Raw genomic sequence first — 25,864 nt, 5'->3', positions numbered from 1 at the left:
CCCAGCTCTCCCGAACCAAACAAAAAACCCCGCCGAAGCGGGGTTTTTCATGCAAGGTACGGATCAGATCGCGCCACGCTGACGCAACACATCCAACACCAGCTTCACACCTTCATCGACACTGACCGACTGGGTATCGATCACCAGGTCGGCATCCAGCGGCACATCGAACGGGAAACTCTCGCCCGGGATATTGTCACCACCAGCGGCGTACAGCCCCTGCGGATCACGCTCGCGGCACGCCAGTGGCGAGGCCTGCACATAGACAGTGACCAGACGCTCCTTGCCGATCAGCGCCTTGGCCTGTTCGCGGCCTTCGGCATCCGGGGCGACGAACGCGGCCAAGGTCAGCAGGCCGGCCTCGTTGAACTGGCGCGCCACATGGGCGGCGCGGCGCCAGTTTTCGGTACGACCGGCGCGGTCCTGCGGCAGGCCCTTGTTCAGGTCGTGACGCAGGTTCTGACCATCGAGCACATAGACCGCGCGGCCCATGTCGAACAGCTTGCGCTCCACGGCATAGGCCAGGGTGCTCTTGCCGGCGCCGGACAGGCCGCTGAACAGCACGGTAGCCGGCTGCTGGCCGAAGCGCAGGGCACGTTCCTCGGTGGACACATGGGCCAGCTTGCCGTGCTGGCCGGTGCTGCCGTGCGGCAGAACCGGCGGAGCGATGATCATGCCGGCACCCACGGTGCCATTGGTCAGGCGATCGATGACAATGAACGCGCCGGTGGTGCGGTTGCTGTCGTAGCCGTCCAGGGCGATGGCGCTGTCCAGGGCGACCTTGACCCGGCCGATCTCGTTGAGTTGCAGCGCGCTGGCAGCGCCTTGCTCGAGGGTGTTCACATCGACCTTGTGGGTGATGCTGGCGATCGAGCCCGGCACATAGCTGGTGGCACGCTTGATGTCGTATTTCTTGCCCGGGAGCATCGGCTCCTCGGCCATCCACACCAGCATGGCGTCGAACTGGTCGGTCACCGGCGGCACGTTGTCGGCATGCACCAGCAGGTCGCCGCGGGAGATGTCGATCTCGTCTTCCATGGTCAGGGTGACCGCCTGGCCTGGGCCGGCGTTCTCCAGCTCGCCTTCGAAGGTGACGATGGACTTGACCCGGCTGCTCTTGCCCGATGGCAGCACGACGATCTCATCACCCTTGTGCACCACGCCACCGGCGATGGTACCGGCGAAGCCGCGGAAGTTCAGGTTCGGGCGGTTGACGTACTGCACCGGGAAACGCAGGTCGGTGACATTGCGATCACCGGCAATCTCGACGGTTTCGAGGATTTCCATCAGCGCCGGACCCGTGTACCACGGCGAACGCTCGCTGCGGTTGACCACGTTGTCACCCTTGAGCGCCGACATCGGCACGAAGTGCAGGCTCGACGGCTTGAGGTCGATACCCTCGGCAAACTTCAGGTAGTCGGCCTTGATCGACTCGAAGACCTGCTCGTCGAAGCCCTTGAGGTCCATCTTGTTGACCGCGACGACGATGTGCTTGATGCCCAGCAACGAGGCGATATAGCTGTGCCGACGGGTTTGGGTCTGCACGCCGTAGCGGGCGTCGACCAGGATGATCGCCAGGTCGCAAGTGGACGCGCCGGTGGCCATGTTGCGGGTGTACTGCTCGTGGCCCGGGGTGTCGGCGATGATGAACTTGCGCTTGGCGGTGGAGAAATAGCGGTAGGCGACATCGATGGTGATGCCCTGCTCACGCTCGGCCTGCAGGCCGTCGACCAGCAGCGCCAGGTCGACTTCCTCGCCGGTGGTGCCGGACTTTTTCGAGTCGCGGGTGATGGCCTCGAGGTGGTCCTCGTAGATCATCTTCGAGTCGTGCAGCAGGCGCCCGATCAGGGTGCTCTTGCCGTCGTCCACGTTGCCGCAGGTGAGGAAGCGCAGCAGTTCCTTGCGCTCGTGCTGGGCCAGGTAGGCGAGGATGTCCTCGCTGATCAGTTCGGATTGGTGACTCATTGCATTCGAGCTCCAAGCTGTAAGCTTCAAGCAGCAAGCTTGTCGGCGTACAACTAGTTAGAAATTTTGTTGATCAAACCTGCAAGCATTCTGGAGAGCTCACGGGTTTCAGAAATCCAGTCGTTAGCTAACTCAGTAGGCAAATAACCAATTTCACCGGCGATGATCAGTTGAGTCCGCAACTCTGCGCAGGATGCTTTCGCCACGCTCAGGAACCATGCTTTCTCTCGCCTCCCTCTGCGCTCCATTCCCTCAGCTATGTTGGAAGGAACCGAAACCGCCGCACGGGTAATTTGAGACCTGAATCCAAAATCCCGGCAGTCAGCAAATGCTAGATACATCTCAACGGCTAAATTTTTGCTTCTCTGCCAAACCAGCAACTTCTCAAAATCCACTGCAGGTGCTCCCTGTGCGCCCGCAGTGCAGGCGGCAGTCCACAAAAATCAGAAACTACTCGCTCCGCTTCTGTCTTGCAGCTTGCCGCTTGTAACTTGAAGCTTAGAAATAGCCTTGGCGTTTTTTGTCTTCCATGGAACCGGCGCCATCATGGTCGATGACACGGCCCTGGCGTTCGGACGTTCGCGTCAGGAGCATTTCCTGGATGATGTCCGTCAGGGTTTCGGCTTCGGACTCGACAGCGCCCGTCAACGGGTAGCAGCCGAGGGTACGGAAACGCACTTTCTTCTTGACGATGCGCGCCTTCTCTTCGTCGCTGAGGTGCTCGAGGATGCGTTCGTCATCGATCATGATCAGGGTGCCGTTCTTCTCGATCACTTCGCGCTCGGCGGCGAAGTACAGCGGCACGATCGGGATGCCTTCGAGGTAGATGTACTGCCAGATGTCCAGCTCGGTCCAGTTCGACAGCGGGAACACGCGGATCGACTCGCCCTTGTTGACCTTACCGTTGTAGATGTTCCACAGCTCCGGGCGCTGGTTCTTCGGGTCCCAGCGGTGCTTGCTGTCACGGAACGAGTACACCCGCTCCTTGGCCCGCGACTTCTCTTCGTCGCGGCGCGCACCACCGAAGGCGGCGTCGAAGCCATGCTTGTCCAGCGCCTGCTTCAGGCCCTGGGTCTTCATGATGTCGGTGTGCTTGGAGCTGCCATGGGTGAAGGGGTTGATGCCCTGCGCCACACCCTCGGGGTTGACGTGGGTGATCAGCTCCAGGCCCATCTCTTCGACCATCTTGTCGCGGAAGCGGTACATCTCCTGGAACTTCCACTGGGTGTCGACGTGCATCACCGGGAACGGCAGCTTGCCCGGGAAGAACGCCTTGCGCGCCAGGTGCAGCATGACCGCGGAATCCTTGCCGATCGAGTACAGCATCACCGGGTTGTCGAACTCGGCGGCCACCTCGCGGATGATGTGGATGCTCTCCGCCTCCAGCTGTTTCAAGTGCGTCAGATTGTCGACCATGGCTACTCACGAAAAACGATCTTATGGACGGCCTGCGGGCCGTGTTCGAGCGAGCCACTTTATCACAGCACCTGATTCTATTTAGGAGGCCGCCTAGATCGAAACAATCTAACGATATGACCAGGGGTTTGGGCCATGCGAGATCCCTGTAGGAGCGGCCTTGCCGAGGCGTCGGACCGGTCGGAAAGGGCTGCGCAGCAGCCCCAGGATTTCAGCGTTGATGCATAGATCGCCGGGGCTGCTTTGCAGCCCTTTCCGACCGGTCCGACGCCTCGGCAAGGCCGCTCCTACAGGAAAGCATATCCGCCGCTTGCGGTGGATCAGATCGGGTTCGGGCAATCGATGAACAGGTGCTCGACCGCGAAGCGCCGCGCCAGGTAATCACCCAATGCCTGCACACCATAACGCTCAGTGGCGTGGTGACCGGCGGCGATGAAGCTGATGCCGTTCTCCCGGGCGCTGTGGAAGGTCTGCTCGGAGGCCTCGCCACTGATGAACAGGTCGACCCCGGCGGCAATGGCGTTGTCGATATAACCCTGGCCGCCGCCAGTGCACCAGCCGACCCGACGGATCATTTGCTCACCCTCGACCACCAACGGCTCGCGGCCCAGGGCCTCCTGCACGCGCCGGGCAAAATCGCGCACCGACAGCGGTTCGGCCAACGAGCCGACCAGGCCGACCACCTTGGGGTTGTTCGGGTCCAGCGGACCTTCGACGGTGATGTCCAGCTGGCGCGCCAGCTGCACGTTGTTGCCCACCTCCGGGTGTACATCCAGCGGCAGGTGGAAGGTCAGCAGGCTGATGTCGTGCTTGAGCAGGGTTTTCAGGCGGCGTTGCTTGATGCCGGTGATGCACGGGTTCTCGCCTTTCCAGAAATACCCGTGGTGCACCAGCACCAGGTCGGCCCCGGCGTCGACCGCCGCGTCCAGCAGCGCCTGGCTGGCAGTCACGCCACTGACGATACGGCTGACCTGCGGGCGGCCCTCGACCTGCAGGCCATTGGGGCAATAGTCCGGGATCTTCGCGCTGCCCAGGTAGCGCTCGGCTTCCTCGACCAGGGTATTGAGGGCGACGGCCATGAAAAATCTCCTCGAATTCGGCGTTGCGGCTGGGCGCGAGGCCCTATAATGGCCGCCATTATGGGCCGTCGCCGGCTTCGGGGAAACCGGCGGCAGTTGCCTGGGGCCAAGCCTGCGGCGTCGCCATTCGCGGGTAAACCCGCTCCCACAGGGTCGGTGTGATCTCTGTGGGTGCGGGTTTACCCACGAAGCAGCCACCGCGGTTTCGACCGTGCCGATCGACTTTTTCACGTGTATGATCGCGCGCGCTCGCTCCGGGCCGAACTGACATGGCCCCCGCCCTATTCCCAGGATTCATTCATGTTCAAGGCTCTGCGTTACTTCGGCTGGCCCCTGCTCACCGGCGTGCTGATCGCCCTGCTGATCATCCAGCGCTTCCCGCAATGGGTCGGCCTGCCCAGCCAGGACGTCAACCTGCAGCAGGCCCCGCAAACCACGAAGATCATGCAGGGCCCGGTGTCCTACGCCGACGCGGTGACCCTGGCCGCCCCCGCCGTGGTCAACCTGTACACCACCAAGGTGGTGAACAAGAGCGCCCACCCGCTGTTCGAAGACCCGCAGTTCCGCCGCTTCTTCGGCGACAACCTGCCCAAGCAGCGGCGCTGGGAGTCGAGCCTGGGCTCGGCGGTGATCATGAGCCCGGAAGGCTACCTGCTGACCAACAACCACGTCACCAGCGGCGCCGACCAGATCGTCGTGGCCCTCAAGGACGGCCGCGAGACCCTGGCCCGGGTGATCGGCAGCGACCCGGAAACCGACTTGGCGGTGCTCAAGATCGACCTGAAGAACCTGCCGGCGATCACCATCGGTCGCTCCGACAGCATTCATATCGGCGACGTCACCCTGGCCATCGGCAACCCGTTCGGCGTCGGCCAGACCGTGACCATGGGCATCATCAGCGCCACCGGCCGCAACCAGCTGGGCCTGAACAACTACGAAGACTTCATCCAGACCGACGCTGCGATCAACCCGGGCAACTCCGGCGGTGCCCTGGTGGATGCCAACGGCAACCTGGTCGGCATCAACACGGCGATTTTCTCCAAGTCCGGCGGTTCCCAGGGCATCGGCTTCGCCATCCCGGTCAAGCTGGCGCTGGAGGTGATGAAGTCGATCGTCGAGCATGGCCAGGTGATTCGTGGCTGGCTGGGCATCGAAGTGCAGCCGCTGAGCCAGGAACTGGCCGAGTCGTTCGGCATGCAGGGGCGCCCGGGCATCGTCGTCGCCGGGATCTTCCGTGATGGCCCGGCGGCGCGGGCGGGGTTGCAGCTGGGTGACGTGATCCTGAGCATCAATGGCGAACCGGCTGGTGACGGGCGCAAGTCGATGAACCAGGTGGCGCGGATCAAGCCCAACGAGAAGATCACCATCGAGGTGGTGCGTAACGGGCAGCAGCTGAAGCTGGTGGCCGAGGTGGGGCTGCGACCGCCGCCAGCGCCGGTGGCCACGAAGGAAGAGAAGTAAACCAACACAGGGTGAACCTTATGCGCGGTCCCTGTAGGAGCGGCCTTGTGTCGCGATGGGCCGCTACGCGGCCCCGGCAAAATGTGCTGCGAAGCTGAGATCCCGGGGGCGCTACGCGCCCCATCGCGACACAAGGCCGCTCCTACAGGGACCAAGTCAGCCGCCCCGGTGGGGCGGCCCCGATTGCATCAATGCAGGATCTGGCTCAGGAACAGCTTGGTCCGATCACTGCGCGGCCGGTCGAAGAAGTCGTCCGGCGCCGCCTGCTCGACGATCTCCCCCTTGTCCATGAAGATCACCCGGTTCGCCACGGTGCGGGCAAAGCCCATCTCGTGAGTCACGCAGAGCATGGTCATGCCGTCCTCGGCCAGGCTGACCATGGTGTCGAGCACCTCCTTGACCATTTCCGGGTCCAGCGCCGAGGTCGGTTCGTCGAACAGCATGATCTTCGGCTTCATGCACAAGGCCCGGGCAATCGCCACCCGCTGCTGCTGGCCGCCCGATAACTGCCCTGGGTACTTGTGCGCCTGCTCGGGAATGCGCACACGCTCGAGGAAGTGCATGGCGATTTCCTCGGCTTTGCGCCGCGGCATCTTGCGCACCCACATCGGCGCCAAGGTGCAGTTCTCGAGAATGCTCAGGTGCGGGAACAGGTTGAAGTGCTGGAACACCATGCCCACCTCGCGGCGGATCGCCTCGATCTGCTTGAGGTCGTTGGTCAGCTCCACGCCATCGACGACGATGCGCCCCTGCTGGTGTTCCTCCAGCCGGTTGAGGCAACGGATGGTGGTCGACTTGCCCGAGCCCGACGGCCCGCACAGGACGATGCGCTCGCCCTGGCGCACGTTCAGGTTGATGTCCTTGAGCACATGGAACTGGCCGTACCACTTGTTCACGCCCTGCATCTGGATGATGCCTTCGGGGCCGGCAGGCTGCTTGATCGCTTCACTCATTTCGAAACTCCTAACGCTTGTGGCCAGTGTCCAGCTTGCGCTCCAGGTGCATGGAGTAGCGGGACATACCGAAACAGAAAATCCAGAACACCAGGGCGGCGAACACATAGCCCTCGGTCGCCATGCCCAGCCAGGTCGGGTCGGCCGCGGCCTGCTTGACGCTGTTGAGCAGGTCGAACAGGCCGATGATGATCACCAGGCTGGTGTCCTTGAACAGGGCGATGAAGGTGTTGACGATGCCGGGGATCACCAGCTTGAGCGCCTGCGGCAGGATCACCAGGCCCATCGCCCGCCAGTAGCCCAGGCCCATGGCCGCGGCGGCTTCGTACTGGCCCTTGGGGATGGCCTGCAGGCCGCCGCGCACCACCTCGGCGATGTACGCCGACTGGAACAGGATCACGCCGATCATCGCCCGCAGCAGCTTGTCGAAGCTCATGCCCTCAGGCAGGAACAGCGGCAGCATCACCGACGACATGAACAGCACGGTGATCAGCGGCACACCGCGCCAGAACTCGATGAAGGTGACGCAGACCACCTTCACCGCCGGCATGTTCGAGCGCCGCCCCAGCGCCAGCAGGATGCCCAATGGCAGCGCACCAACGATGCCGACAGTGGCGATCACCAACGTGAGCATCAGGCCGCCCCACTGGCTGGTCTGGACCGTGGCCAGGCCCAGATAGCCGCCGTGCAGCAGGGTGTAGGCAAGCACCGGGTACAGGACCAGGAAGCCCAGGCCATACACCGCCTTGCGCGGGAAGCGCTTGATGAACAGCGGCGCGGCGCCGAGCACGGCGAGCCACACGCTGAGGTCGACGCGCCAGCGCAATTCCGCCGGATAGTAGCCGTACATGAACTGGCCGAAGCGCTGCTGGATGAACACCCAGCAGGCGCCCTCCTTGGTGCAGTCGGCGCGGGTGGTACCGACCCAGTTGGCATCGATGAACGCCCACTGCACCAGCGGTGGCACGATCAGCCACACCAGGTACAGGGCGAACAGCGTCAGCAGGCTGTTGAGCCAGCTGGAAAACAGGTTGGCCCGCATCCAGGCGAGCACGCCAACGGTCTTCACCGGTGGCGGCATGTCGGGTTTGAAAACATGGGCTGTCACGGAAGTACCCTCACCGCTCGATCAGCGCAATGCGCTTGTTGTACCAGTTCATCAACAGCGAAATGCTGATGCTGATGGCGAGATAGACGCTCATGGTGATGGCGATCACCTCGATGGCCTGGCCGGTCTGGTTGAGCACGGTACCGGCGAACAGCGAGACCATCTCCGGGTAGCCGATGCCGGCCGCCAGCGACGAGTTCTTCGCCAGGTTCAGGTACTGGCTGGTCAGCGGCGGAATGATCACCCGCAGTGCCTGGGGGATGATCACCTTGCGCAGGGTCGGGCCCTCGCGCAGGCCGAGCGAGCGGGCCGCCTCGGTCTGGCCGTGGCTGACCGAACGGATGCCGGAGCGCACGATTTCGGCGATGAACGCCGCGGTGTAGATGGTCAGCGCCAGGGTCAGGGCCAGCAGCTCGGGGATCAGCACCCAGCCACCGACGAAGTTGAAGCCCTTGAGCTGCGGCACTTCCCAGTGCACCGGGCTGCCGAACAGCAGCGCGCACACGCCGGGGATGCCGATGAACAGCAACAAGCCGACCCAGAACTTGTGGAACGGCTCGCCGGTTTCATCGAAGCGTTTGTTGGCATGGCGCACCATCAGCACGATGGCGACGATCGCCAGCCCCAGCGCCACCACGAACGGCCAGAACCCTTCGGCCATCGAGGCTCCAGGCATGTTCAGGCCGCGGTTGCTGATGAAGAAGGTGTCCTCGATATTGATGCTGCCCCGGGGCCCCGGCAGGGTCAGGAACACCGCGAAATACCAGAACAGAATCTGCAGCAGCGGCGGGATGTTGCGGAAGGTCTCGACATATACGGTCGCCAGCTTGTTGATCATCCAGTTCGGCGACAGCCGCGCCACGCCGATGACGAAGCCGAGCAAGGTGGCCAGGATGATGCCGATGAAGGTCACCAGCAAGGTGTTGAGCAGGCCGATGACGAACACCCGCGCGTAGCTGTCCGATTCCACATAGGGGATCAGGTGCTGGGCGATGCCGAAGCCGGCGCTACGCTCGAGGAAATCGAAGCCCGAGGTGATACCCCGGTGTTGCAGGTTGGTCTGGGTATTGTGGAACAGGTACCAGCCCAGGCCCGCCACGAAGACCACCGTGACGATCTGGAACAGCCACGCGCGCACACGTGGATCACTAAGGGAAAACCCTTTCCGTGCGCCGATTTGATTTTGCATGAAGTGCCCCGAAAAGAAGGGATTCGAACGACCCGCGGCGGCAGGATGCCGCCGCGGGGTGCAAGCATCAGCGCACCGGTGGCGCGTACTGGATGCCGCCGTTGTTCCACAGGGCGTTCATGCCACGGTCGATCTTCAGGTCGGTGCTCTGGCCCAGGTTCTTCTCGAACACTTCGCCATAGTTGCCGACTTGCTTGACGATCTGCACTACCCAGTCCTTGGGCAGCTTGAGGTCCTTGCCGTACTCGCCGTCAGCACCCAGCAAGCGGGCGTTGTCCGGGTTCTTGGTGGACTTGGCCTCGGCCTCGACGTTCTTCGAGGTGATGCCGGCCTCTTCGGCATTGAGCATGGCGAACAGGGTCCACTTGACGATGCTGAACCACTCCTCGTCGCCCTTGCGCACCACCGGGCCCAGGGGCTCCTTGGAGATGGTTTCCGGCAGTACCACGTACTCGGTCGGCGCGGCCAGCTTGGAGCGCTGGGCGAACAGCTGCGACTTGTCCGAGGTCAGCACGTCGCAGCGCCCGGATTCCAGCGACTTGGCGCTCTCGTCGGAGGTGTCGAAGGTGATCGGGGTGTACTTGAGGTTGTTGGCGCGGAAGAAGTCCGAGACGTTCAGCTCGGTGGTGGTGCCGGCCTGGATGCAGATGGTGGCGCCATCGAGCTCCTTGGCGCTGGAAACGCCGAGCTTCTTGTTGACCAGGAATCCGACGCCGTCGTAGTAGGTGACACCGGCGAACACCAGGCCCATGCCAGCATCACGCGAGCTGGTCCAGGTGGTGTTGCGCGACAACACGTCGACTTCGCCGGACTGCAGCGCAGTGAAGCGCTCCTTGGCGTTGAGCTGGCTGAACTTGACCTTGGTGGCGTCACCGAACACCGCGGCGGCCACGGCGCGGCAGACGTCGGCGTCGATACCGACGATCTTGCCCTGGGCGTCAGGCACCGAGAAGCCTGGAAGGCCGTCGCTCACGCCACACTGGACGAAGCCCTTCTTTTTCACCGCATCGAGGGTGGCGCCGGCCTGGGCGAAACTGGTGGCGCCCAGCGCGGCGGCGGCGGTCAGGACTGCCAGCGTGGTTTTCAACATCTTCATCAACAACCTCCAAATCGCTCTTGTTGTATGAGCCGGAATTGCACCGCACCCTTATGAGGCGCATCCGACCCCTGGTTGGCTTGTTATTGGGTCAATGGCGCAATGGGCTGTTCTATGACAGCCTTCTATCCATACGAGGGGTGTTACCGCGATGGGCCACCCCTGCGCATACCAAGGACATAGCAAAGCGCGTACCACAGTCTGGCGGCGAAGCGAGAAAACGCTCGTCAAGTCTGAAAAGTTGTAGAGTTGCGACATCCTTTTACTGGCATCGACGTCCAGCGCCTGTTTTTTACGCACTCGATCGATACACAAGCCCTCTTTCGGAGCAGTCATGACCCAACCGCTGATTCTCGAACCGCAGAAAACCGCCGACGCCTGTGTGATCTGGTTGCATGGCCTGGGAGCCGACCGTTACGACTTCCTACCGGTAGCGGAATTCATGCAGGAGCGCCTGCTCAGCACCCGCTTCATCATGCCCCAGGCCCCCACACGTCCGGTGACCATCAATGGCGGCTATGAAATGCCCAGCTGGTACGACATCAAGGCCATGACCCCGGCGCGAGCCATCGACGAAGCGCAACTGGAAGCGTCCGCCGACCAGGTCATCGCCTTGATCAAGGACGAGCAGGCCAAGGGCATCAACCTGTCGCGCATCTTCCTCGCCGGGTTTTCCCAGGGCGGCGCCGTGGTGCTGCACACCGCCTATATAAAGTGGCAGGAAGCGCTGGGCGGGGTGATCGCCCTGTCGACCTACGCCCCGACCTTCAGCGACGGCCTGCAGTTGAGCGCCTGCCAGCAACGCACTCCGGCCCTCTGCCTGCATGGCGTGCACGACCCGGTGGTGATCCCGTCGATGGGGCGCACGGCGTTCGAGTACTTGAATACCTGGGGCGTGGCCGCGCGCTGGCACGAATACCCGATGGAGCACGAGGTGGTGGTCGAGGAGCTCAACGACATCCACGACTGGTTGAGCCGCCAGTTGCAGTGAGCCTGTAGCCCACCGTGCATTCCACTACGCCGCGCCCGATTCTTGCATTACACTGCCCGGCGTACATTCCTTAACCAGTTGACGAGACGACCGTGCTCAAGGCACTCAAGAAAATATTCGCCAAGGGAGACGCCGCGCCACAGGCCGCCGAGCCCGTCGCCGTGCCCCAGGCCGCCCCGGCCGCGCAACCGACTGTCGCCCAGGCCCCGACACACAAGAGCCCCAGGCCCAAACCCGCGCCCAAGCCAAAGGCCGAGCCCCAACCGGCCGAGCAGCCGCGCGCAGAACAGCCCGCCAAGGACAAGCCACGCCGCGAGCGCAAACCCAAGCCCCAGGCCAGCCTGTGGAAGCCCGAGGACTTCGTGGTCGAACCGCAGGAAGGCAAGACCCGCTTCCACGACTTCAAGCTCTCCAACGAGCTGATGCATGCCATCCACGACCTCGGCTTCCCCTACTGCACTCCGATCCAGGCCCAGGTACTCGGCTACACCCTACGTGGCCAGGACGCCATCGGCCGGGCCCAGACCGGCACCGGCAAGACCGCCGCGTTCCTGATCTCGATCATTTCCCAGCTGCAACAGACGCCACCGCCCAAGGAGCGCTACATGGGCGAGCCGCGGGCGCTGATCATCGCCCCGACCCGCGAGCTGGTGGTGCAGATCGCCAAGGATGCCCAGGCCCTGACCAAGTACAGCGGCCTGAACGTGATGAGCTTCGTCGGCGGCATGGACTTCGACAAACAGCTCAAGGCCCTCGAGGCGCGCCACTGCGACATCCTGGTGGCCACCCCGGGCCGCCTGCTGGACTTCAACCAGCGCGGCGAGGTGCACCTGGACATGGTCGAGGTGATGGTGCTCGACGAAGCCGACCGCATGCTCGACATGGGCTTCATTCCCCAGGTCCGGCAGATCATCCGCCAGACCCCGCCGAAGAGCGAACGCCAGACCCTGCTGTTCTCCGCCACCTTCACCGACGATGTGATGAACCTGGCCAAGCAGTGGACCACCAACCCGGCCATCGTCGAGATCGAGCCGGAGAACGTGGCCAGCGAAACCGTCGAACAGCACGTCTATGCGGTGGCCGGCAGCGACAAGTACAAGCTGCTGTACAACCTGGTCACGCAGAACAAGTGGGAACGGGTGATGGTGTTCGCCAACCGCAAGGACGAGGTGCGGCGCATCGAGGAAAAACTGGTGCGCGACGGCATCAACGCCGCCCAGCTGTCGGGCGACGTGCCGCAGCACAAGCGCATCCGTACCCTGGAGAATTTCCGCGAGGGGCGCATCAGCGTGCTGGTGGCCACCGACGTGGCCGGCCGTGGCATCCACATCGATGGCATCAGCCACGTGATCAACTTCACCCTGCCGGAAGACCCGGACGACTACGTGCACCGTATCGGCCGTACCGGCCGCGCAGGCACCAGCGGGGTGTCGATCAGCTTTGCCGGTGAGGACGACTCCTACCAACTGCCGGCAATCGAGGAGCTGCTAGGGCGCAAGATCAAATGCGAGATGCCGCCGGACGAGCTGTTGAAGCCGGTGCCGCGCAAGCATCATTGATCAGCGGTGGCTTCTTCGCGGGTAAACCCGCTCCCACAGGTACTGTGCAGGCCTTAAGGCACACATAGGGCCTGTGGGAGCGGGTTTACCCGCGAACCGGGGCAACGCCCCGGCCATTCACCAGCGCCCTGCCGCATCCTGGTCGCTCTGCTTCCCTTCCACCCAGCGCGGCCCATCCTGGGTATTTTCCTTCTTCCAGAACGGCGCCCGGGTCTTCAGGTAGTCCATGATGAAATTGCACGCATCGAACGCCGCCTGCCGGTGCGCGCTGGCCACGCCGACGAAGACGATCGGCTCGCCTGGCTCCAGCGCACCAATGCGGTGCAGCACTTCGACCTTGAGCAATGGCCAGCGCCCCTCGGCCTCGACCACGATCTTGTGCAAGGCCTTCTCGGTCATGCCCGGGTAGTGTTCGAGGAACATCCCCGCCACCTCCAGGCCATCGTTGAAGTCGCGCACATAGCCGACAAAGCTGGCCACCGCGCCCACGCCGACATTGGCCGCGTGCATGGCGTTGACCTCGGCACCGGGGTCGAACGCCGCTTGCTGTACCCGTACGCTCATGTTCAACCTCCGGTCACCGGTGGGAAGAACGCGACTTCGTCGCCCTCCTCCAGTGGCTCATCGAGCCGGCACAACTCTTCGTTGCGCGCGCACATCAGGTTCTGCTCGGCCAGCAGCGCATGTTGCCCCCCCCTGGCCACCAGGGCCTGGCGTACATCGTCGACACAGCGGAACGCGCCTTCCAGGCGCTCGCTGTCGAGCCCCAGCAGCTCACGGTAGCGGGCGAAATACATGACCTTGACCTTCATCATCCCTCCACCTTGTAGTGGCCGCTCTTGCCGCCGGTCTTCTCCAGCAGGCGCACCTGCTCGATGACCATGCCTTTGTCCACCGCCTTGCACATGTCGTAAATGGTCAACGCGGCAACGCTCGCGGCGGTCAGGGCCTCCATCTCCACGCCGGTCTGCCCGGCCAGCTTGCAACGGGCGACGATATGCACCACATCTTCGCCTTCGGCGGCCAGTTCGACCTTGACGCTGGTAAGCATCAGCGGGTGGCACAGCGGGATCAGGTCGCTGGTTTTCTTCGCCGCCTGGATACCGGCGATGCGCGCCACGGCGAACACGTCGCCCTTGGGATGCTCGCCGTCGACGATCATGCGCAGCGTGGCAGGCAGCATGCGCACCCGCGCCTCGGCCAGGGCCTCGCGGGCGGTCACGGCTTTTTCAGTGACGTCGACCATGTTGGCGCGCCCCTGGGAATCAAGATGAGTCAGCACAGCTCTGCTCCTGGGTAGGGAGTACAGAGTGTAAACCTGCAGGTCAGCTTTGAGCAGAGGGCAGATCAGCGCATCGCGGGGCAAGCCCGCTCCCACGACGTATCGTGGGAGCAGGCTTGATTCACAGGTGGGACTCGGCGTACTCGGCCAGTACCGAGCGTGGCACGCCCTGCAGGGTGATGTGAACGCCGTGGGGGAAGTCCTTGAAGCGTTCAGTGAGGTAGGTCAGCCCGGAACTGGTGGCCGACAGGTACGGGGTGTCGATCTGCGCCAGGTTGCCCAGGCAGACCACCTTCGAGCCGGCTCCGGCACGGGTGATGATGGTCTTCATCTGGTGCGGCGTGAGGTTCTGGCACTCATCGATCAGGATCAGGCTCTGCTGGAAGCTGCGCCCACGGATGTAGTTCAGCGACTTGAACTGCAGCGGCACCCGTTCGAGGATGTACTCGACGCTGCCATGGGTGCTCTCGTCATCCATGTGCAAGGCCTCGAGGTTGTCGGTAATGGCGCCCAGCCAGGGCTCCATCTTCTCCGCCTCGGTGCCCGGCAGGAAGCCGATCTCCTGGTCCAGCCCCTGCACGCTGCGGGTGGCGATGATGCGCCGGTAGCGCTTACTGACCATGGTCTGCTCGATGGCCGCGGCCAGCGCCAGGATGGTCTTGCCCGAGCCAGCGGCGCCGGTCAGGTTGACCAGGTGGATATCCGGGTCGAGCAGGGCGAACAGCGCCAGGCTCTGATGGATGTCGCGCGGCTTGAGGCCCCAAGCCTCCTGGTGCAGCAGTGGCTCCTGGTGCAAGTCGAGCAGCAGCAATTCGTTGTCGCGAATGCCCTTGATCCAGCCGACGAAGCCCTGCTCGTCGATGATGAACTCGTTGATGTGCACCGCCGGCAGGTTGTCGATCATCTGCACCCGGTGCCAGGTGCGGCCACGCTCCTGGCGGGTGTCGACCTTGCTGACCCGGTCCCAGAACGAGCCGGTCACCGAGTGGTAGCCCTTGGACAGCAGGGAAACGTCATCGACCAGTTGATCGGTGCTGTAGTCCTCGGCGGCGATCCCGCAGGCACGCGCCTTCAGGCGCATGTTGATGTCCTTGGTGACCAGCACCACATCCAGGTCCGGGCGTTTGGCGCGCAGGTCGAGCAACTGGTTGATGATGATGTTGTCGGCGAGGTTCTCGGGGAGCAGGCGGTTGGGTTCGTTGCGCGTGCTCATGAGGATGGACAGGAAGCCCTTGGGCCCGCTCTTGCCACGCTGGATCGGCACGCCCTGTTCGACATCGTTGGGCGAAGCATCGCCGAGGGTCTGGTCGATCAGGCGGATCGCCTGGCGACATTCGGCGGCGATGGTGTGTTTACCGGTCTTGAGCTTGTCGAGTTCCTCCAGCACCGTCATCGGTATGGCGACGTGGTGCTCCTCGAAGTTGAGCAGGGCGTTGGGATCGTGGATCAGGACGTTGGTATCGAGCACATACAGGATTGGCTGGGTGGAGGAAGCGGTGCGTCCTTGGTCATCCATACTCGGTCACCTTATGTGAAAGCCACACGGCGCATACGGCTGCGCCGCAGAGTGACTGCCGTTCTCCCCGTATCCGCGTTGTTACGGGCGGGGAGCTCACCTGGCGAGGGGGCGTGGATGACGCCACCTGTGCTGCAGGATTCGGCTGTCTGGTTCCTTGATACCGCAAAAACCATGACCAAAAAAAGACTTTTTACGCTTGGGTGAAGTTTATTTTTCGGATTGACGAACAGGCCTTGGCGCGCAAGGCGCAGGGGACTACGCTCAGGGATCAGGTGGCTGTTATTGGGGTGGGAAACCTACTCCCGCTGCCCATATTCCCGGCAATCCTCCCAGCCAATCCCGCTCTGCGCGGTGTGCTGCAACAACCACTCCAGCGCCGGCTGCGCCTTGGGCTGACTGTCGCGGAACTGGATCACGCCCTTGCGCCACAGCAACATCAAGGTCAGTACCCGCTGCGCCGACGCCTCGGCGCTCAGCGGCCCGTCGTCCTGGGCGTCGATATCCCATAGCGAGACCCGCAACTGCTGGCTGGCCATGAACCCTTCGCCATCGGCCCGGCGCTGCCCGTAAGGCGGGCGGAACAACGGCACATACTGCTCCGGCAAGTCGGCCTGGACCCGCGCCTGACTGCGCCGCAACGAGTCCTGCCACCCCTGCCACTGGGCATGGGAGCGGTATTCCCAGCCCTGGATGCCCACGCATTGCCCGGCATACAGCGGCACCACCAGACCGGCGTCCCGCCGCTGTTGCAGGCGGTTGCCCAACACGAAGAAGATTGCGTCGAGCTTCTGTCGGCGCAAGTAGTCGGTCATCTGGTCGGTGCTGCTCCCCTCGGGGCCAGGTCCGCCAACGAAGGTCAGCAAGAACATCCGGTCATTGAGTTCCTCGCCATTGCGCTCACGCCCAGAGAGCTTTTCCACCTCGCTGGTGGTCTGCGGGAACAGCGCAGCCTTGCGCAGTTGCTCATCCAGGTAACGCGCGTGGAACTGATGGCTCGGCTCCACCCAGTCGCTATAGAACGTGCCGACATCAGCGGCGAACGTGGCCGACTGCGTACGCAAGTCGGCCATTGACTCAACCGGATAGCAAAACGACGCATCCTGCTCGCAACTCTGTTGTGCCTGCTGGTAGCTGGTCCACAGACGCTGCCACAATCGCGCACGCACGGCGCGGATCACCGGCAGGTTGACCTGGCGTAGCCCCAGCCGTGCAGTCAGTGCCTGTTCGTCGAGCATCTCGCTTTCGTGCAGGACCCGGGCAAATGACAGGATCTCGGCCCGCGAGGCGACATCGAACAGTGTCGGGCTGTCCAGCTGCTCCGGCCACAGGTTGCGGTCGAAGCTGACGAAATCCGCCGGGGCGGCCTGCGCGCCCAGGCTCAACAACCCGGCGAACAGGGCAAACGCGATACGCACGGTGGGCATTCTCCTTGAAGGCATGGCGCGCACTATAGCGCGAGCTCAGGCGATGTTCCGTGACTATCGTCGCCATAGTTTGGCGTTGCGCCATCAGCCCCGTAGAATTCGCCGGACGATTCCAGGAGCCGACCCGATGCTGACGGTGATTTCCCCCGCCAAGACCCTCGACTACGACACCCCGCCGGTCACCCAACGCCACACCCTGCCCCAGTACCTGGACGATTCCCAGGCGCTGATCGTGCAGTTGCGTGAACTGTCGCCGGCACAGATCGCCGAGCTCATGCACCTGTCCGACAAGCTCGCCGGCCTCAACGCCGCGCGCTTCGGCAGCTGGACCCCGGATTTCACCCCAGCCAACGCCAAGCAGGCGCTGCTGGCGTTCAAGGGCGACGTGTATACCGGGCTCGACGCTGAAACACTGAGCGAAGACGACTTCAGCTACGCCCAGGAACACCTGCGCATGCTGTCTGGTCTGTACGGCCTGCTGCGTCCGCTGGACCTGATGCAACCCTACCGCCTGGAAATGGGCACCAAGCTGGCCAACGCCCGCGGCAAGGACCTGTATGCCTTCTGGGGCACGCGCATCAGCGAATGGCTGAACCAGGCCCTGGCCGACCAGGGCGACGATGTGCTGTTGAACCTGGCCAGCAACGAGTACTTCAGCGCGGTGAAGAAGAGCGCGCTGAAAGCGCGGGTGATCGATGTCGATTTCAAGGACCTGAAGAACGGCCAGTACAAGATCATCAGCTTCTACGCCAAGAAAGCCCGGGGGATGATGAGCCGCTTCGTGATCCAGGAGCGGATCAACGATCCCGAGCAGCTCAAGGGCTTTGATGTGCAGGGCTACTACTACAGCGCTGAGCAGTCGAAGCCGGATCATCTGGTTTTCCTGCGCGATCACGCTGAGGGCTGATGGCCCTAGGGGGGCGCTTTGCGCCCCTTTCGCGGCGCAAGGCCGCTCCTACAGGGATCGTGCATCGCCCAATCCCTGCGCTCGCCTGGCTTAGTCACTGTGGGAGCGGGTTTACCCGCGAAGCAAGCAACACCGTTCCCACAGAGATCGCGCCAGATCGAAAAACCTCTACCGGCCCTGCAACTGGGCGCCTTTGTCCCCTCCAATACCGGCAAAAAACCGGCGTCAACAAAGCGTCTAATCAGTCCTTATCGCAAAACGCCATAAGACCGTTCGTAGTTTTTTGACGAATCTTGAAAAATATTTTTGCATGCTGGCATATAACCATCCCGCCTCGTTTTCGCCCTTTATATACGGGAGCGAAACTGGGCGGTGCTATCAATATGAAAGTATTTGCCACTGAAAAAATATTTAGAAATCTTTCATCTGCACGGAACCCACCTCGGAACTTCTACCGCGCCGTATGGCTCATAGCACCCGTAACGAGTTTCAAGCGCTGGCCGTGAGAGATGACTTACAGATGACAACCGAACGGTATCCACCGTCGGCCTTAACAAGTCAGGCAGCGCAACGGCAACCCCCGAACGCCCTGCCCCGAAGGAGAGACGCGCCCCTTACGAATCGTCCTAGTGGTTGATTTCAAAAGGTTTTTCCAATTGAAAAAACAAGCACAGCAATTCACCAAGTTTGAATTGCAATAAAGACGGCTGCATTTCAGGGCACGCCTTTTTAATACTGGCCTTTGACTGCCAACTTTGAGTGCATAGTGTTTTGCGCTCCGGATTTATTCATGCCTGCGTTCGGTGAAGTGTCAATTCGCCATGGATCCGTGCGCCCAAAAACTGTTGATCAATCAACCCGGCCGGCACTTCGCTGAAGGGCCGGCGTGATAAACAACGAGGTGAATGCGATGCGTATCAGCATCTTTGGTTTGGGTTATGTGGGTGCGGTCTGTGCAGGTTGCCTGTCGGCACGGGGCCATGAAGTGATCGGCGTGGACGTGTCCGCCAGCAAGATCGACCTGATCAACAAGGGCAAGTCGCCCATCGTCGAACCGGGCCTGGAAGCGCTGCTGCAACAGGGCATCGCCAATGGCCGCCTGCGCGGCACCACCGACTTTGCCGAAGCCATCCGCGCCAGCGACGTGTCGATGATCTGCGTGGGCACGCCGAGCAAGAAGAACGGTGACCTGGGCCTGGAGTACATCGAGTCGGTATGCCGCGAAATCGGCTACGTACTGCGCGACAAGACCAGCCGCCATACCGTCGTGGTGCGCAGTACCGTGCTGCCAGGCACCGTGAAGAACGTGGTGATCCCGATCCTCGAGGACTGTTCGGGCAAGCAGGCCGGTGTCGACTTCGGCGTGGCGGTCAACCCCGAGTTCCTGCGCGAGAGCACCGCGATCACCGACTACGACTACCCACCGATGACCGTCATCGGCGAACTGGACAGCGCCAGCGGCGACGTCCTGCAGGCGCTGTACCAGGAACTCAAGGCGCCGATCATCCGCAAGCCGGTCGAAGTGGCCGAGATGATCAAGTACACCTGCAACGTCTGGCACGCCACCAAGGTCACCTTCGCCAACGAGATCGGCAACATCGCCAAGGCCGTCGGCGTCGATGGCCGCGAGGTGATGGACGTGGTCTGCCAGGACAAGGCGCTGAACCTGTCGCAGTACTACATGCGCCCGGGCTTCGCCTTCGGCGGCTCGTGCCTGCCCAAGGACGTGCGCGCCCTCACCTACCGCGCCGCCAGCCTCGACGTGCGCGCGCCCTTGCTCGACTCGCTGATGCGCAGCAACGAGTCCCAGGTGCAGAACGCCTTCGACATCATCGAAAGCCACGACAAGCGCAAGGTCGCCCTGCTCGGCCTGAGCTTCAAGGCCGGCACCGACGACCTGCGCGAAAGCCCGCTGGTGGAGCTGGCCGAACGCCTGATCGGCAAGGGTTACCAACTGGACATCTACGACCAGAACGTCGAGTACGCCCGCGTCCACGGCGCCAACAAGGACTACATCGAGTCAAAGATTCCCCACGTGTCCTCGTTGCTCAACGCCAACTTCGAGCAGGTGGTGAGCAATGCCGAGATCATCGTCCTGGGCAACCGTGACGAGCAGTTCCGCGCGCTGGCCCAGCAAGCGCCGGAAGGCAAGCAGGTGATCGACCTGGTCGGCTTCATGAGCAAGCCGACCTGCGCCACCAGCCGCACCGAAGGTATCTGCTGGTAAACCCGGCCGGGCGGCGCGTCTCTCCCCAGCGCGCCGCCCGCCCTCCCCCGAATTCTCGACGGATGCCGAACATGCAAAGGTTCCAGACCATGCTGCTGCAATGCGCCGGCTGGCTGCTCTACATGAGCCTGCTCATGCTGATCGCCCTGGCCCTGCCCAGCGATATCTTCGACTCGCAGTCGAAGCACTTCATCTTCCTGGTCGGTGCCGTCGGCATCTGGCGCTACTCCATGGGCGCCACCCATTTCATTCGCGGCATGATCTTCCTGTACATCGTGTACCCCTACCTGCGCCGCAAGGTGCGCAAGCTGGGCCAGGCGGCCGACCCGTCGCACGTGTACCTGATGGTCACCAGCTTTCGCATCGAGGCCCTGACCACCGCCCAGGTGTACAGCTCGGTGATCCGCGAGGCGATCGACTGCGGCTTCCCCACCACCGTGGTCTGCTCGCTGGTGGAAAAGTCCGACGAGTTGCTGGTGAAAAGCCTGTGGGCCAAGTACAACCCGCCGTCCCACGTGACCCTCGACATCGTGCGCATCGCCGGCACTGGCAAGCGCGATGGCCTGGCCTATGGTTTTCGCGCCATCTCGCGGATGCTGCCCGATGACCACGCCGTGGTGGCGGTGATCGACGGCGACACCGTGCTCGCCGAAGGCGTGGTGCGCAAGACCGTGCCCTGGTTCAAGCTCTACCCCAACGTCGGTGGCCTGACCACCAACGAGTTCTGCGAAGTGCGCGGCGGCTACATCATGAGCGAGTGGCACAAGCTGCGCTTCGCCCAGCGCCACATCAACATGTGCTCGATGGCCCTGAGCAAACGCGTGCTGACCATGACCGGGCGCATGTCGATGTTCCGCGCCAGCGTGGTCACCGACCCCGAATTCATCGCCGATGTGGAAAGCGACTCGCTGATGCACTGGCGCCTGGGCCGCTTCAAGTTCCTCACCGGCGACGACAAGTCCAGCTGGTTCAGCCTGATGCGCCTGGGCTACGACACCTTCTACGTGCCCGATGCCGCGATCAACACGGTCGAGCACCCGCCGGAAAAAAGCTTCATCAAGGCCAGCCGCAAGCTGATGTACCGCTGGTACGGCAACAACCTGCGGCAGAACTCCCGCGCCCTGGGCCTGGGCCTCAAGCGCCTGGGGCTGTTCACCAGCATCGTGCTGCTCGACCAGCGCGTGTCGATGTGGACCAGCCTGCTGGGCCTGACCGTGGCGGTGATCGCCAGCTTCAAGTTCGGCCTGCAGTTCCTGCTGGTGTACCTGCTGTGGATCGGCATCACCCGCCTGATCCTCACCGTGATGCTGCTGTGCTCGGGCCACAACGTCGGCCCGGCCTACCCGCTGATTCTCTATTACAACCAGATCGTCGGCGCGCTGATGAAGATCTACGTGTTCTTCCGTCTCGACAAGCAGTCCTGGACCCGCCAGCCCACTGCCCTCAAGCGCGACCTCGCCAGCTTTCAACAATGGTTCAACACCTGGTCCTCGCGGACCATGACCTTCTCGGCCGCGAGCATCTTCGTCGCCGTGCTGTTCATGGTCGTGTGAGCCACCCCGGATCGGACAACAGGAACGAATATCGCCATGAATACCGCCGTGAACGTCAACGTCGTGCATGAATCCGAGGCCCAGCGCCAGCACGCCCGGGTGCGCATCCCCGCCAAGCTGCGCTATCTGGACGGCAACCGCGAGCCGCACGAGGTGAAGGTGGACGATCTTTCCGCCGGGGGCCTGTCCTTCCACGCGAAGCAGCCACTGGCCGAAGGCCAGGTGCTGCGCGGGCGCCTGCAGTTCGTAGTGGACAACCTCGGCCTGTCGATGGACGTGGAACTGCTGGTACGCACCAGCGATGCGCACAACGGTCGCACCGGCGCCGAGTTCCAGAACCTCGAGCCACGCGACATCGCCACCTTGCGCCACATCATCACCAGCCACCTGTCCGGCGAGCTGATCAGTGTCGGCGATGTGCTCAGCACCTTGCAGCGAGACAACTTCACCAAGGCGCGCAAGCAGAAGGATGGCGGCTCCGGGCTGTCGGCCTTCGGCCGCCTGCGCGCGGTGACCGTCACCGCCGGGGTGTTCGCCATCGGCCTGGTGGCCTTCGGCTTCGTCGCCAAGTCGCTGTATGGCCTGTACTTCGTCAGCCATGCCGAAGCCGGCGTGGTGGCGGTGCCCACCACCAACGTCACCATGCCCCGCGACGGCAGCGTGCAGAGCCTGGTGCAAAGCGGCGCCACGGTGGCCAAGGGCGCGCCGCTGGCGACCTTCAACACCAGCATGCTCGACCTGCTCAAGGGCCATCTGGACGACTCGCAGCTGGAGCCGGCCAAGGTCGAGGAGCTGTTCGGCAAGCAGCTCTCCGGCACCCTCACCAGCCCTTGCGATTGCGTGGTCTCGCGCCAGCTGGTGGACGACGGCCAGTACGCCAGCAAGGGCCAGCCGGTGTTCGCGCTGATCCCGCGCACCACTACCCCGACCGTCGAGGCGCGCTTCAGCTACCGCCAGTTCGATGAAGTGAAGCCCGGTACCCGGGTCAACTTCCAGGTCGCCGGCGAGGACGAGGTGCGCAGCGGCAAGATCGTCGGCAGCTCGAGCCTGGATACCGACAACCTGGCCGCCGACATCCGCGTGCAGATCCAGCCCGACGAAGGCCTGCCAGCCGAGCTCGCCGGGCGCCCGGCCGCGGTCAACAGCGACCGTGGCCCATCGCTCAACTGGCTGATCGACAAGGCCGTGGCCCGCGGGCTGTAAGAGGGAGCGGACGATGATCTCCAACAAGAACCGCTCCCACAGGGACCGTGCCGCTCTCGGGCTCTGCGCCCTGGCCATCACCCTGGCCGGCTGCGCCGGCCTGCCCGACCAGCGCCTGGCCAATGAAGCGCTCAAGCGCGGCGACACCGCCACCGCCGAGCGCAACTACAAGGCCCTGGCCGACCTGGGTTACAGCGATGCGCAAGTCGGCCTGGCCGATATCCAGGTCGCCACCCGCGACCCGGCGCAACTAAAGGAGGCCGAAGCCACCTACCGCGCCGCTGCCGCCACCTCGCCCCGGGCCCAGGCGCGCCTTGGCCGGCTGCTGGTGGCCAAGCCCGACAGCACCCAGGCCGAACGTGAAGAAGCCGAGTCGCTGCTCAAGCTCGCGGTAAAACAAGGCGAAGGCAACACCTTGATCCCCCTGGCGATGCTCTACCTGCAGTACCCGCAGAGCTTCCCCAAGGTCAACGCCCAGCAGCAGATTGACCAGTGGCGCGCCGCCGGCAACCCCGAGGCGGGCCTGGCCCAGGTGCTGCTGTACCGCACCCAGGGCAGCTACGACCAGCACCTGGGCGACGTGGAAAAGATCTGCAAGGCCGCCCTGGCCAGCACCGACATCTGCTACGTCGAACTGGCCACCGTCTACCAGAAGCGCGCCCAGCCCGACCAGCAGGCCGCCCTGCTCGACCAGCTCAAGGCCGCCTACGCCCGTGGCGCGGTGCCGGCCACCCGGGTCGACAGCGTCGCCCGCGTGCTGGCCGACCGCAGCCTGGGCCAGACCGACGAGAAAACCGCCAAGGACCTGCTCGAGCAAGTGGCCCCAGCCAACCCTGCCTCCTGGGTGAGCCTGGCGCAATTGCTCTACGACTTCCCCGAGCTGGGCGACACCGACCAGCTCATGGCTTACATCGACAAGGGCCGCGAGGCCGAGCAACCGCGCGCCGAACTGCTGCTGGGCCGCCTCTACTACGAAGGCAAGACCGTGCCCGCCGACGCGCAGAAGGCCCAGGAGCACCTGCAGGCCGCCGCCGCTGCCGGCGAGATCAGCGCCGATTACTACCTCGGCCAGCTCTACCGCCGTGGCTACCTGGGCCAGGTCGAGCCGCAGAAAGCCGTGGACCACCTGTTGGCCGCCGCCCGCGGCGGCCAGAACAGCGCCGACTACGCCCTCGCCCAGCTGTTCAGCGAAGGCCACGGCATTCGCCCGGCACCGACCAATGCCTGGGTGTTCGCCCAGCTGTCACAGGTCAACCCAACCCCGCAGTCGACCGAACTGCTGCAACAGCTCGACCAGCAGCTCACGCCCGAGCAGCGCAACCAGGCGCAAAACCTGCTGGCGCAGGAGAAGCAGGCGCGCGGCAGCATGGCCAAGGGCGCCAACAGCACCCTGGCCATCGAAGCGCTGCAGGACGAGCAAGACGACGTAGACGCCGAGGATTCGCTATGACGCTCAACCCCTTCGTGAAAGCCGGCATCGGCCTGGGCTGCGCCCTGCTGTGGTCGATGCCGACCCTGGCGGCGGAAACCGCGCAGAAGAACTTCGGCCTCGACGTGAAGATCACCGGCCAGTCCGAGGACGACCGCGACCTCGGCACCCGCTCCGGCGGCGACGTCAACGGCCTGGGTCTGGACCTGCGCCCGTGGGTGTACGGCGAGCGCGGCCACTGGAGCGCCTTCGCCATGGGCCAGGCGGTAGCCGCCACCGACATCATCGAGACCGACACCCTGCGCCAGAACGACGACGGCACCACCAGCGACAACGGCGACGACAGCCGCAAGCCAGACAAAAGCTACCTGGCCATGCGCGAGTTCTGGATCGGCTACAGCGGCCTGACCCCCTACCCCGGCGAGCAACTGCGCTTCGGCCGCCAGCGCCTGCGCAGCGACGACGGCATGTGGCGCGACACCAACATCGAGGCGCTGAACTGGACCTTCGACACCACCCTGCTCAAGGCCGACCTGGGCGTGGCCCAGCGCTTCAGCGAATACCGCACCGACCTTACCGAGCTGGCCCCCGAGGACAAGGACCGCACCCATGTCTACGGCAACGTCGCCACACAATGGACCCCTGGCCACTGGGTCGGCCTGCGCGCCCATCACACCCACGACAGCGGCAGCCTGAAGCGCCCCGGCGAAACCGTCGACGCCCTCGACAAGACCCGCACCGGCGACCTGACCTGGCTGGGCCTTGAGGCCAACAGCGATGCCTACAACTGGCGCAACGACCATACCGTCAACTACTGGGGCAGCGTCACCTGGCTGACCGGCGATCGCGACACCCTCAGCAGCCAGGCGGTGGGCAACGACCAGGTCGCCACCGGCAAGCAGAGCGGCGACGTCAACGCCTGGGCCACCGACCTCGGCATCCGCCTGCGCCTCGACCCACAGTGGCAGGTCGGCGCGGCCTATGCCCGCGGCAGCGGCGGTGGTGGCAGCGACGGCTCGAACAACTTCGAACAGACCGGCCTTGAGAGCAACCGCTCCAACTTCACCGGCACCCGCTCGCGCGTGCACCGCTTCGGCGAAGCCTTCCGCGGCGAGCTGGGCAACCTGCAGGCAGCCACCCTGTTCGCCTCCTGGCAACTGCGCGACGACTACGACGCCAGCTTCATCTACCACAAATTCTGGCGCGTCGACGGCAAGCAGAACATCGGCTCCAGCGGCATCAACGCGGTGGTCGACGACGGCGGCATCAGCCGCCCACTGGTGCAGGGCGAGAAAGACCTCGGCCAGGAGATGGACGTGGTCGTCACCAAGTACTTCAAGCAAGGCCTGTTGCCGGCCTCGATCAGCCAGTCGATCGACGAGCCATCGGCCCTGGTGCGCCTGCGCGCTGGTGTGTTCAAGCCGGGCGACGCCTATGGCAAAGAGGCCGACTCGTACATGCATCGCGCCTTCGTCGACGTGATCTGGCGCTACTGAGGCCGGG

At 63.7% G+C, this 25,864-nt stretch carries 22 protein-coding genes; 9 read left to right on the top strand and 13 right to left on the bottom strand.

Annotation, left to right across the window (positions count from 1 at the left end; all coding sequences use genetic code 11):
* Positions 1-63: 63 nt before the first annotated feature.
* The 4 genes from cysN to HU772_RS04490 form a co-directional block, all read right to left on the bottom strand.
* Positions 64-1,965, bottom strand: a complete 1,902-nt coding sequence (gene cysN, locus HU772_RS04505; protein WP_186660284.1) for a sulfate adenylyltransferase subunit CysN — start codon at positions 1,963-1,965, stop codon at positions 64-66.
* 53 nt (positions 1,966-2,018) lie between these two features.
* Positions 2,019-2,360, bottom strand: coding sequence for a four helix bundle protein (locus tag HU772_RS04500; RefSeq protein WP_186660282.1), 342 nt, complete (start codon positions 2,358-2,360; stop codon positions 2,019-2,021).
* A 103-nt stretch (positions 2,361-2,463) separates the two neighbouring features.
* The gene (gene cysD / locus HU772_RS04495; RefSeq protein WP_011535568.1) at positions 2,464-3,381 is read right to left on the bottom strand and encodes a sulfate adenylyltransferase subunit CysD; all 918 of its coding nucleotides are present in this window, start codon (positions 3,379-3,381) and stop codon (positions 2,464-2,466) included.
* Between the two features lie 320 nt (positions 3,382-3,701).
* The gene (locus HU772_RS04490) at positions 3,702-4,460 is read right to left on the bottom strand and encodes a Nif3-like dinuclear metal center hexameric protein (protein ID WP_186660280.1); all 759 of its coding nucleotides are present in this window, start codon (positions 4,458-4,460) and stop codon (positions 3,702-3,704) included.
* Positions 4,461-4,760: 300 nt separating this feature from the next.
* Here HU772_RS04490 and algW point away from each other — a divergent pair, with 300 nt between their 5' ends.
* Positions 4,761-5,921: a Do family serine endopeptidase AlgW gene (gene algW, locus HU772_RS04485; protein WP_186660278.1), complete on the top strand. Its 1,161-nt coding sequence runs from the start codon at positions 4,761-4,763 to the stop codon at positions 5,919-5,921.
* Positions 5,922-6,109: 188 nt separating this feature from the next.
* Here the strand turns inward: algW and HU772_RS04480 are convergent, their stop codons facing one another.
* The 4 genes from HU772_RS04480 to HU772_RS04465 form a co-directional block, all read right to left on the bottom strand.
* On the bottom strand, positions 6,110-6,874 hold the full coding sequence (locus HU772_RS04480; protein ID WP_011535571.1) for an amino acid ABC transporter ATP-binding protein: 765 nt from the start codon (positions 6,872-6,874) through the stop codon (positions 6,110-6,112).
* A gap of 10 nt (positions 6,875-6,884) precedes the next feature.
* Complete coding sequence (locus HU772_RS04475; RefSeq protein WP_186660276.1) at positions 6,885-7,982, bottom strand: amino acid ABC transporter permease; 1,098 nt, start codon at positions 7,980-7,982, stop codon at positions 6,885-6,887.
* A gap of 10 nt (positions 7,983-7,992) precedes the next feature.
* Positions 7,993-9,171 (bottom strand): amino acid ABC transporter permease, encoded by a 1,179-nt coding sequence (locus HU772_RS04470; RefSeq protein WP_186660274.1) that lies wholly within the window; start codon positions 9,169-9,171, stop codon positions 7,993-7,995.
* Between the two features lie 67 nt (positions 9,172-9,238).
* Positions 9,239-10,267: an amino acid ABC transporter substrate-binding protein gene (locus HU772_RS04465; RefSeq protein WP_134691124.1), complete on the bottom strand. Its 1,029-nt coding sequence runs from the start codon at positions 10,265-10,267 to the stop codon at positions 9,239-9,241.
* Positions 10,268-10,601: 334 nt separating this feature from the next.
* Here HU772_RS04465 and HU772_RS04460 point away from each other — a divergent pair, with 334 nt between their 5' ends.
* Positions 10,602-11,258, top strand: coding sequence for an alpha/beta hydrolase (locus HU772_RS04460; protein ID WP_186660272.1), 657 nt, complete (start codon positions 10,602-10,604; stop codon positions 11,256-11,258).
* A gap of 92 nt (positions 11,259-11,350) precedes the next feature.
* Entirely contained in the window at positions 11,351-12,817 is a 1,467-nt protein-coding gene (gene rhlB / locus HU772_RS04455) for an ATP-dependent RNA helicase RhlB (protein WP_186660270.1), read from the top strand.
* Positions 12,818-12,934: 117 nt separating this feature from the next.
* Here rhlB and moaE read toward each other — a convergent pair whose 3' ends face one another.
* The 5 genes from moaE to HU772_RS04430 form a co-directional block, all read right to left on the bottom strand.
* Positions 12,935-13,381: a molybdopterin synthase catalytic subunit MoaE gene (gene moaE / locus HU772_RS04450; RefSeq protein WP_186660268.1), complete on the bottom strand. Its 447-nt coding sequence runs from the start codon at positions 13,379-13,381 to the stop codon at positions 12,935-12,937.
* 2 nt (positions 13,382-13,383) lie between these two features.
* Positions 13,384-13,629, bottom strand: a complete 246-nt coding sequence (gene moaD, locus HU772_RS04445) for a molybdopterin converting factor subunit 1 (RefSeq protein WP_186660291.1) — start codon at positions 13,627-13,629, stop codon at positions 13,384-13,386.
* On the bottom strand, positions 13,629-14,099 hold the full coding sequence (gene moaC, locus HU772_RS04440; RefSeq protein ID WP_110991659.1) for a cyclic pyranopterin monophosphate synthase MoaC: 471 nt from the start codon (positions 14,097-14,099) through the stop codon (positions 13,629-13,631). Before moaC ends, moaD begins: the two co-directional genes overlap by 1 nt.
* 121 nt (positions 14,100-14,220) lie before the next feature.
* Positions 14,221-15,615, bottom strand: a complete 1,395-nt coding sequence (locus HU772_RS04435; protein WP_186660266.1) for a PhoH family protein — start codon at positions 15,613-15,615, stop codon at positions 14,221-14,223.
* Positions 15,616-15,914: 299 nt separating this feature from the next.
* On the bottom strand, positions 15,915-17,033 hold the full coding sequence (locus tag HU772_RS04430; protein WP_186660264.1) for a polysaccharide deacetylase family protein: 1,119 nt from the start codon (positions 17,031-17,033) through the stop codon (positions 15,915-15,917).
* Between the two features lie 136 nt (positions 17,034-17,169).
* Between HU772_RS04430 and yaaA the strand changes: the two genes are divergently transcribed.
* The 6 genes from yaaA (at position 17,170) to HU772_RS04400 (ending at position 25,857) form a co-directional block, all read left to right on the top strand.
* On the top strand, positions 17,170-17,949 hold the full coding sequence (gene yaaA, locus HU772_RS04425; RefSeq protein ID WP_186660262.1) for a peroxide stress protein YaaA: 780 nt from the start codon (positions 17,170-17,172) through the stop codon (positions 17,947-17,949).
* Positions 17,950-18,859: 910 nt separating this feature from the next.
* Positions 18,860-20,176: a nucleotide sugar dehydrogenase gene (locus HU772_RS04420; protein ID WP_186660260.1), complete on the top strand. Its 1,317-nt coding sequence runs from the start codon at positions 18,860-18,862 to the stop codon at positions 20,174-20,176.
* Positions 20,177-20,247: 71 nt separating this feature from the next.
* Positions 20,248-21,729, top strand: coding sequence for a glycosyltransferase family 2 protein (locus tag HU772_RS04415; RefSeq protein ID WP_186660258.1), 1,482 nt, complete (start codon positions 20,248-20,250; stop codon positions 21,727-21,729).
* A 36-nt stretch (positions 21,730-21,765) separates the two neighbouring features.
* A complete protein-coding gene (locus tag HU772_RS04410; protein ID WP_186660256.1) occupies positions 21,766-22,932 on the top strand; it encodes an alginate biosynthesis protein Alg44 in 1,167 nt (388 codons plus the stop codon).
* 13 nt (positions 22,933-22,945) lie between these two features.
* Positions 22,946-24,382: an alginate biosynthesis TPR repeat lipoprotein AlgK gene (algK, locus tag HU772_RS04405; RefSeq protein ID WP_186660254.1), complete on the top strand. Its 1,437-nt coding sequence runs from the start codon at positions 22,946-22,948 to the stop codon at positions 24,380-24,382.
* Positions 24,379-25,857 (top strand): alginate export family protein, encoded by a 1,479-nt coding sequence (locus HU772_RS04400; protein WP_186660252.1) that lies wholly within the window; start codon positions 24,379-24,381, stop codon positions 25,855-25,857. The genes algK and HU772_RS04400 overlap by 4 nt, the downstream gene beginning before the upstream one ends.
* Positions 25,858-25,864: the final 7 nt, after the last annotated feature.

Origin of the sequence: Pseudomonas xantholysinigenes, assembly GCF_014268885.2 — a bacterium.
In the GTDB taxonomy this organism is placed as follows: Bacteria; Pseudomonadota; Gammaproteobacteria; order Pseudomonadales; family Pseudomonadaceae; genus Aquipseudomonas; species Aquipseudomonas xantholysinigenes.
Note: the sequence above shows the minus strand (reverse complement) of the source record. Positions and strands in the feature narration are given on the sequence as shown.

Coding starts and splice junctions, on each gene's coding strand:
- HU772_RS04410 (WP_186660256.1), top strand. CDS start 21,766: ATGAATACCGCCGTGAACGTCAACGTCGTGCATGAATCCGAGGCCCAG.
- algW (WP_186660278.1), top strand. CDS start 4,761: ATGTTCAAGGCTCTGCGTTACTTCGGCTGGCCCCTGCTCACCGGCGTG.
- moaD (WP_186660291.1), bottom strand. CDS start 13,629: ATGAAGGTCAAGGTCATGTATTTCGCCCGCTACCGTGAGCTGCTGGGG.
- HU772_RS04460 (WP_186660272.1), top strand. CDS start 10,602: ATGACCCAACCGCTGATTCTCGAACCGCAGAAAACCGCCGACGCCTGT.
- cysN (WP_186660284.1), bottom strand. CDS start 1,965: ATGAGTCACCAATCCGAACTGATCAGCGAGGACATCCTCGCCTACCTG.
- HU772_RS04490 (WP_186660280.1), bottom strand. CDS start 4,460: ATGGCCGTCGCCCTCAATACCCTGGTCGAGGAAGCCGAGCGCTACCTG.
- moaE (WP_186660268.1), bottom strand. CDS start 13,381: ATGAGCGTACGGGTACAGCAAGCGGCGTTCGACCCCGGTGCCGAGGTC.
- algK (WP_186660254.1), top strand. CDS start 22,946: ATGATCTCCAACAAGAACCGCTCCCACAGGGACCGTGCCGCTCTCGGG.
- HU772_RS04400 (WP_186660252.1), top strand. CDS start 24,379: ATGACGCTCAACCCCTTCGTGAAAGCCGGCATCGGCCTGGGCTGCGCC.
- HU772_RS04420 (WP_186660260.1), top strand. CDS start 18,860: ATGCGTATCAGCATCTTTGGTTTGGGTTATGTGGGTGCGGTCTGTGCA.
- HU772_RS04465 (WP_134691124.1), bottom strand. CDS start 10,267: ATGAAGATGTTGAAAACCACGCTGGCAGTCCTGACCGCCGCCGCCGCG.
- yaaA (WP_186660262.1), top strand. CDS start 17,170: ATGCTGACGGTGATTTCCCCCGCCAAGACCCTCGACTACGACACCCCG.
- HU772_RS04480 (WP_011535571.1), bottom strand. CDS start 6,874: ATGAGTGAAGCGATCAAGCAGCCTGCCGGCCCCGAAGGCATCATCCAG.
- cysD (WP_011535568.1), bottom strand. CDS start 3,381: ATGGTCGACAATCTGACGCACTTGAAACAGCTGGAGGCGGAGAGCATC.
- HU772_RS04415 (WP_186660258.1), top strand. CDS start 20,248: ATGCAAAGGTTCCAGACCATGCTGCTGCAATGCGCCGGCTGGCTGCTC.
- HU772_RS04470 (WP_186660274.1), bottom strand. CDS start 9,171: ATGCAAAATCAAATCGGCGCACGGAAAGGGTTTTCCCTTAGTGATCCA.
- HU772_RS04435 (WP_186660266.1), bottom strand. CDS start 15,615: ATGGATGACCAAGGACGCACCGCTTCCTCCACCCAGCCAATCCTGTAT.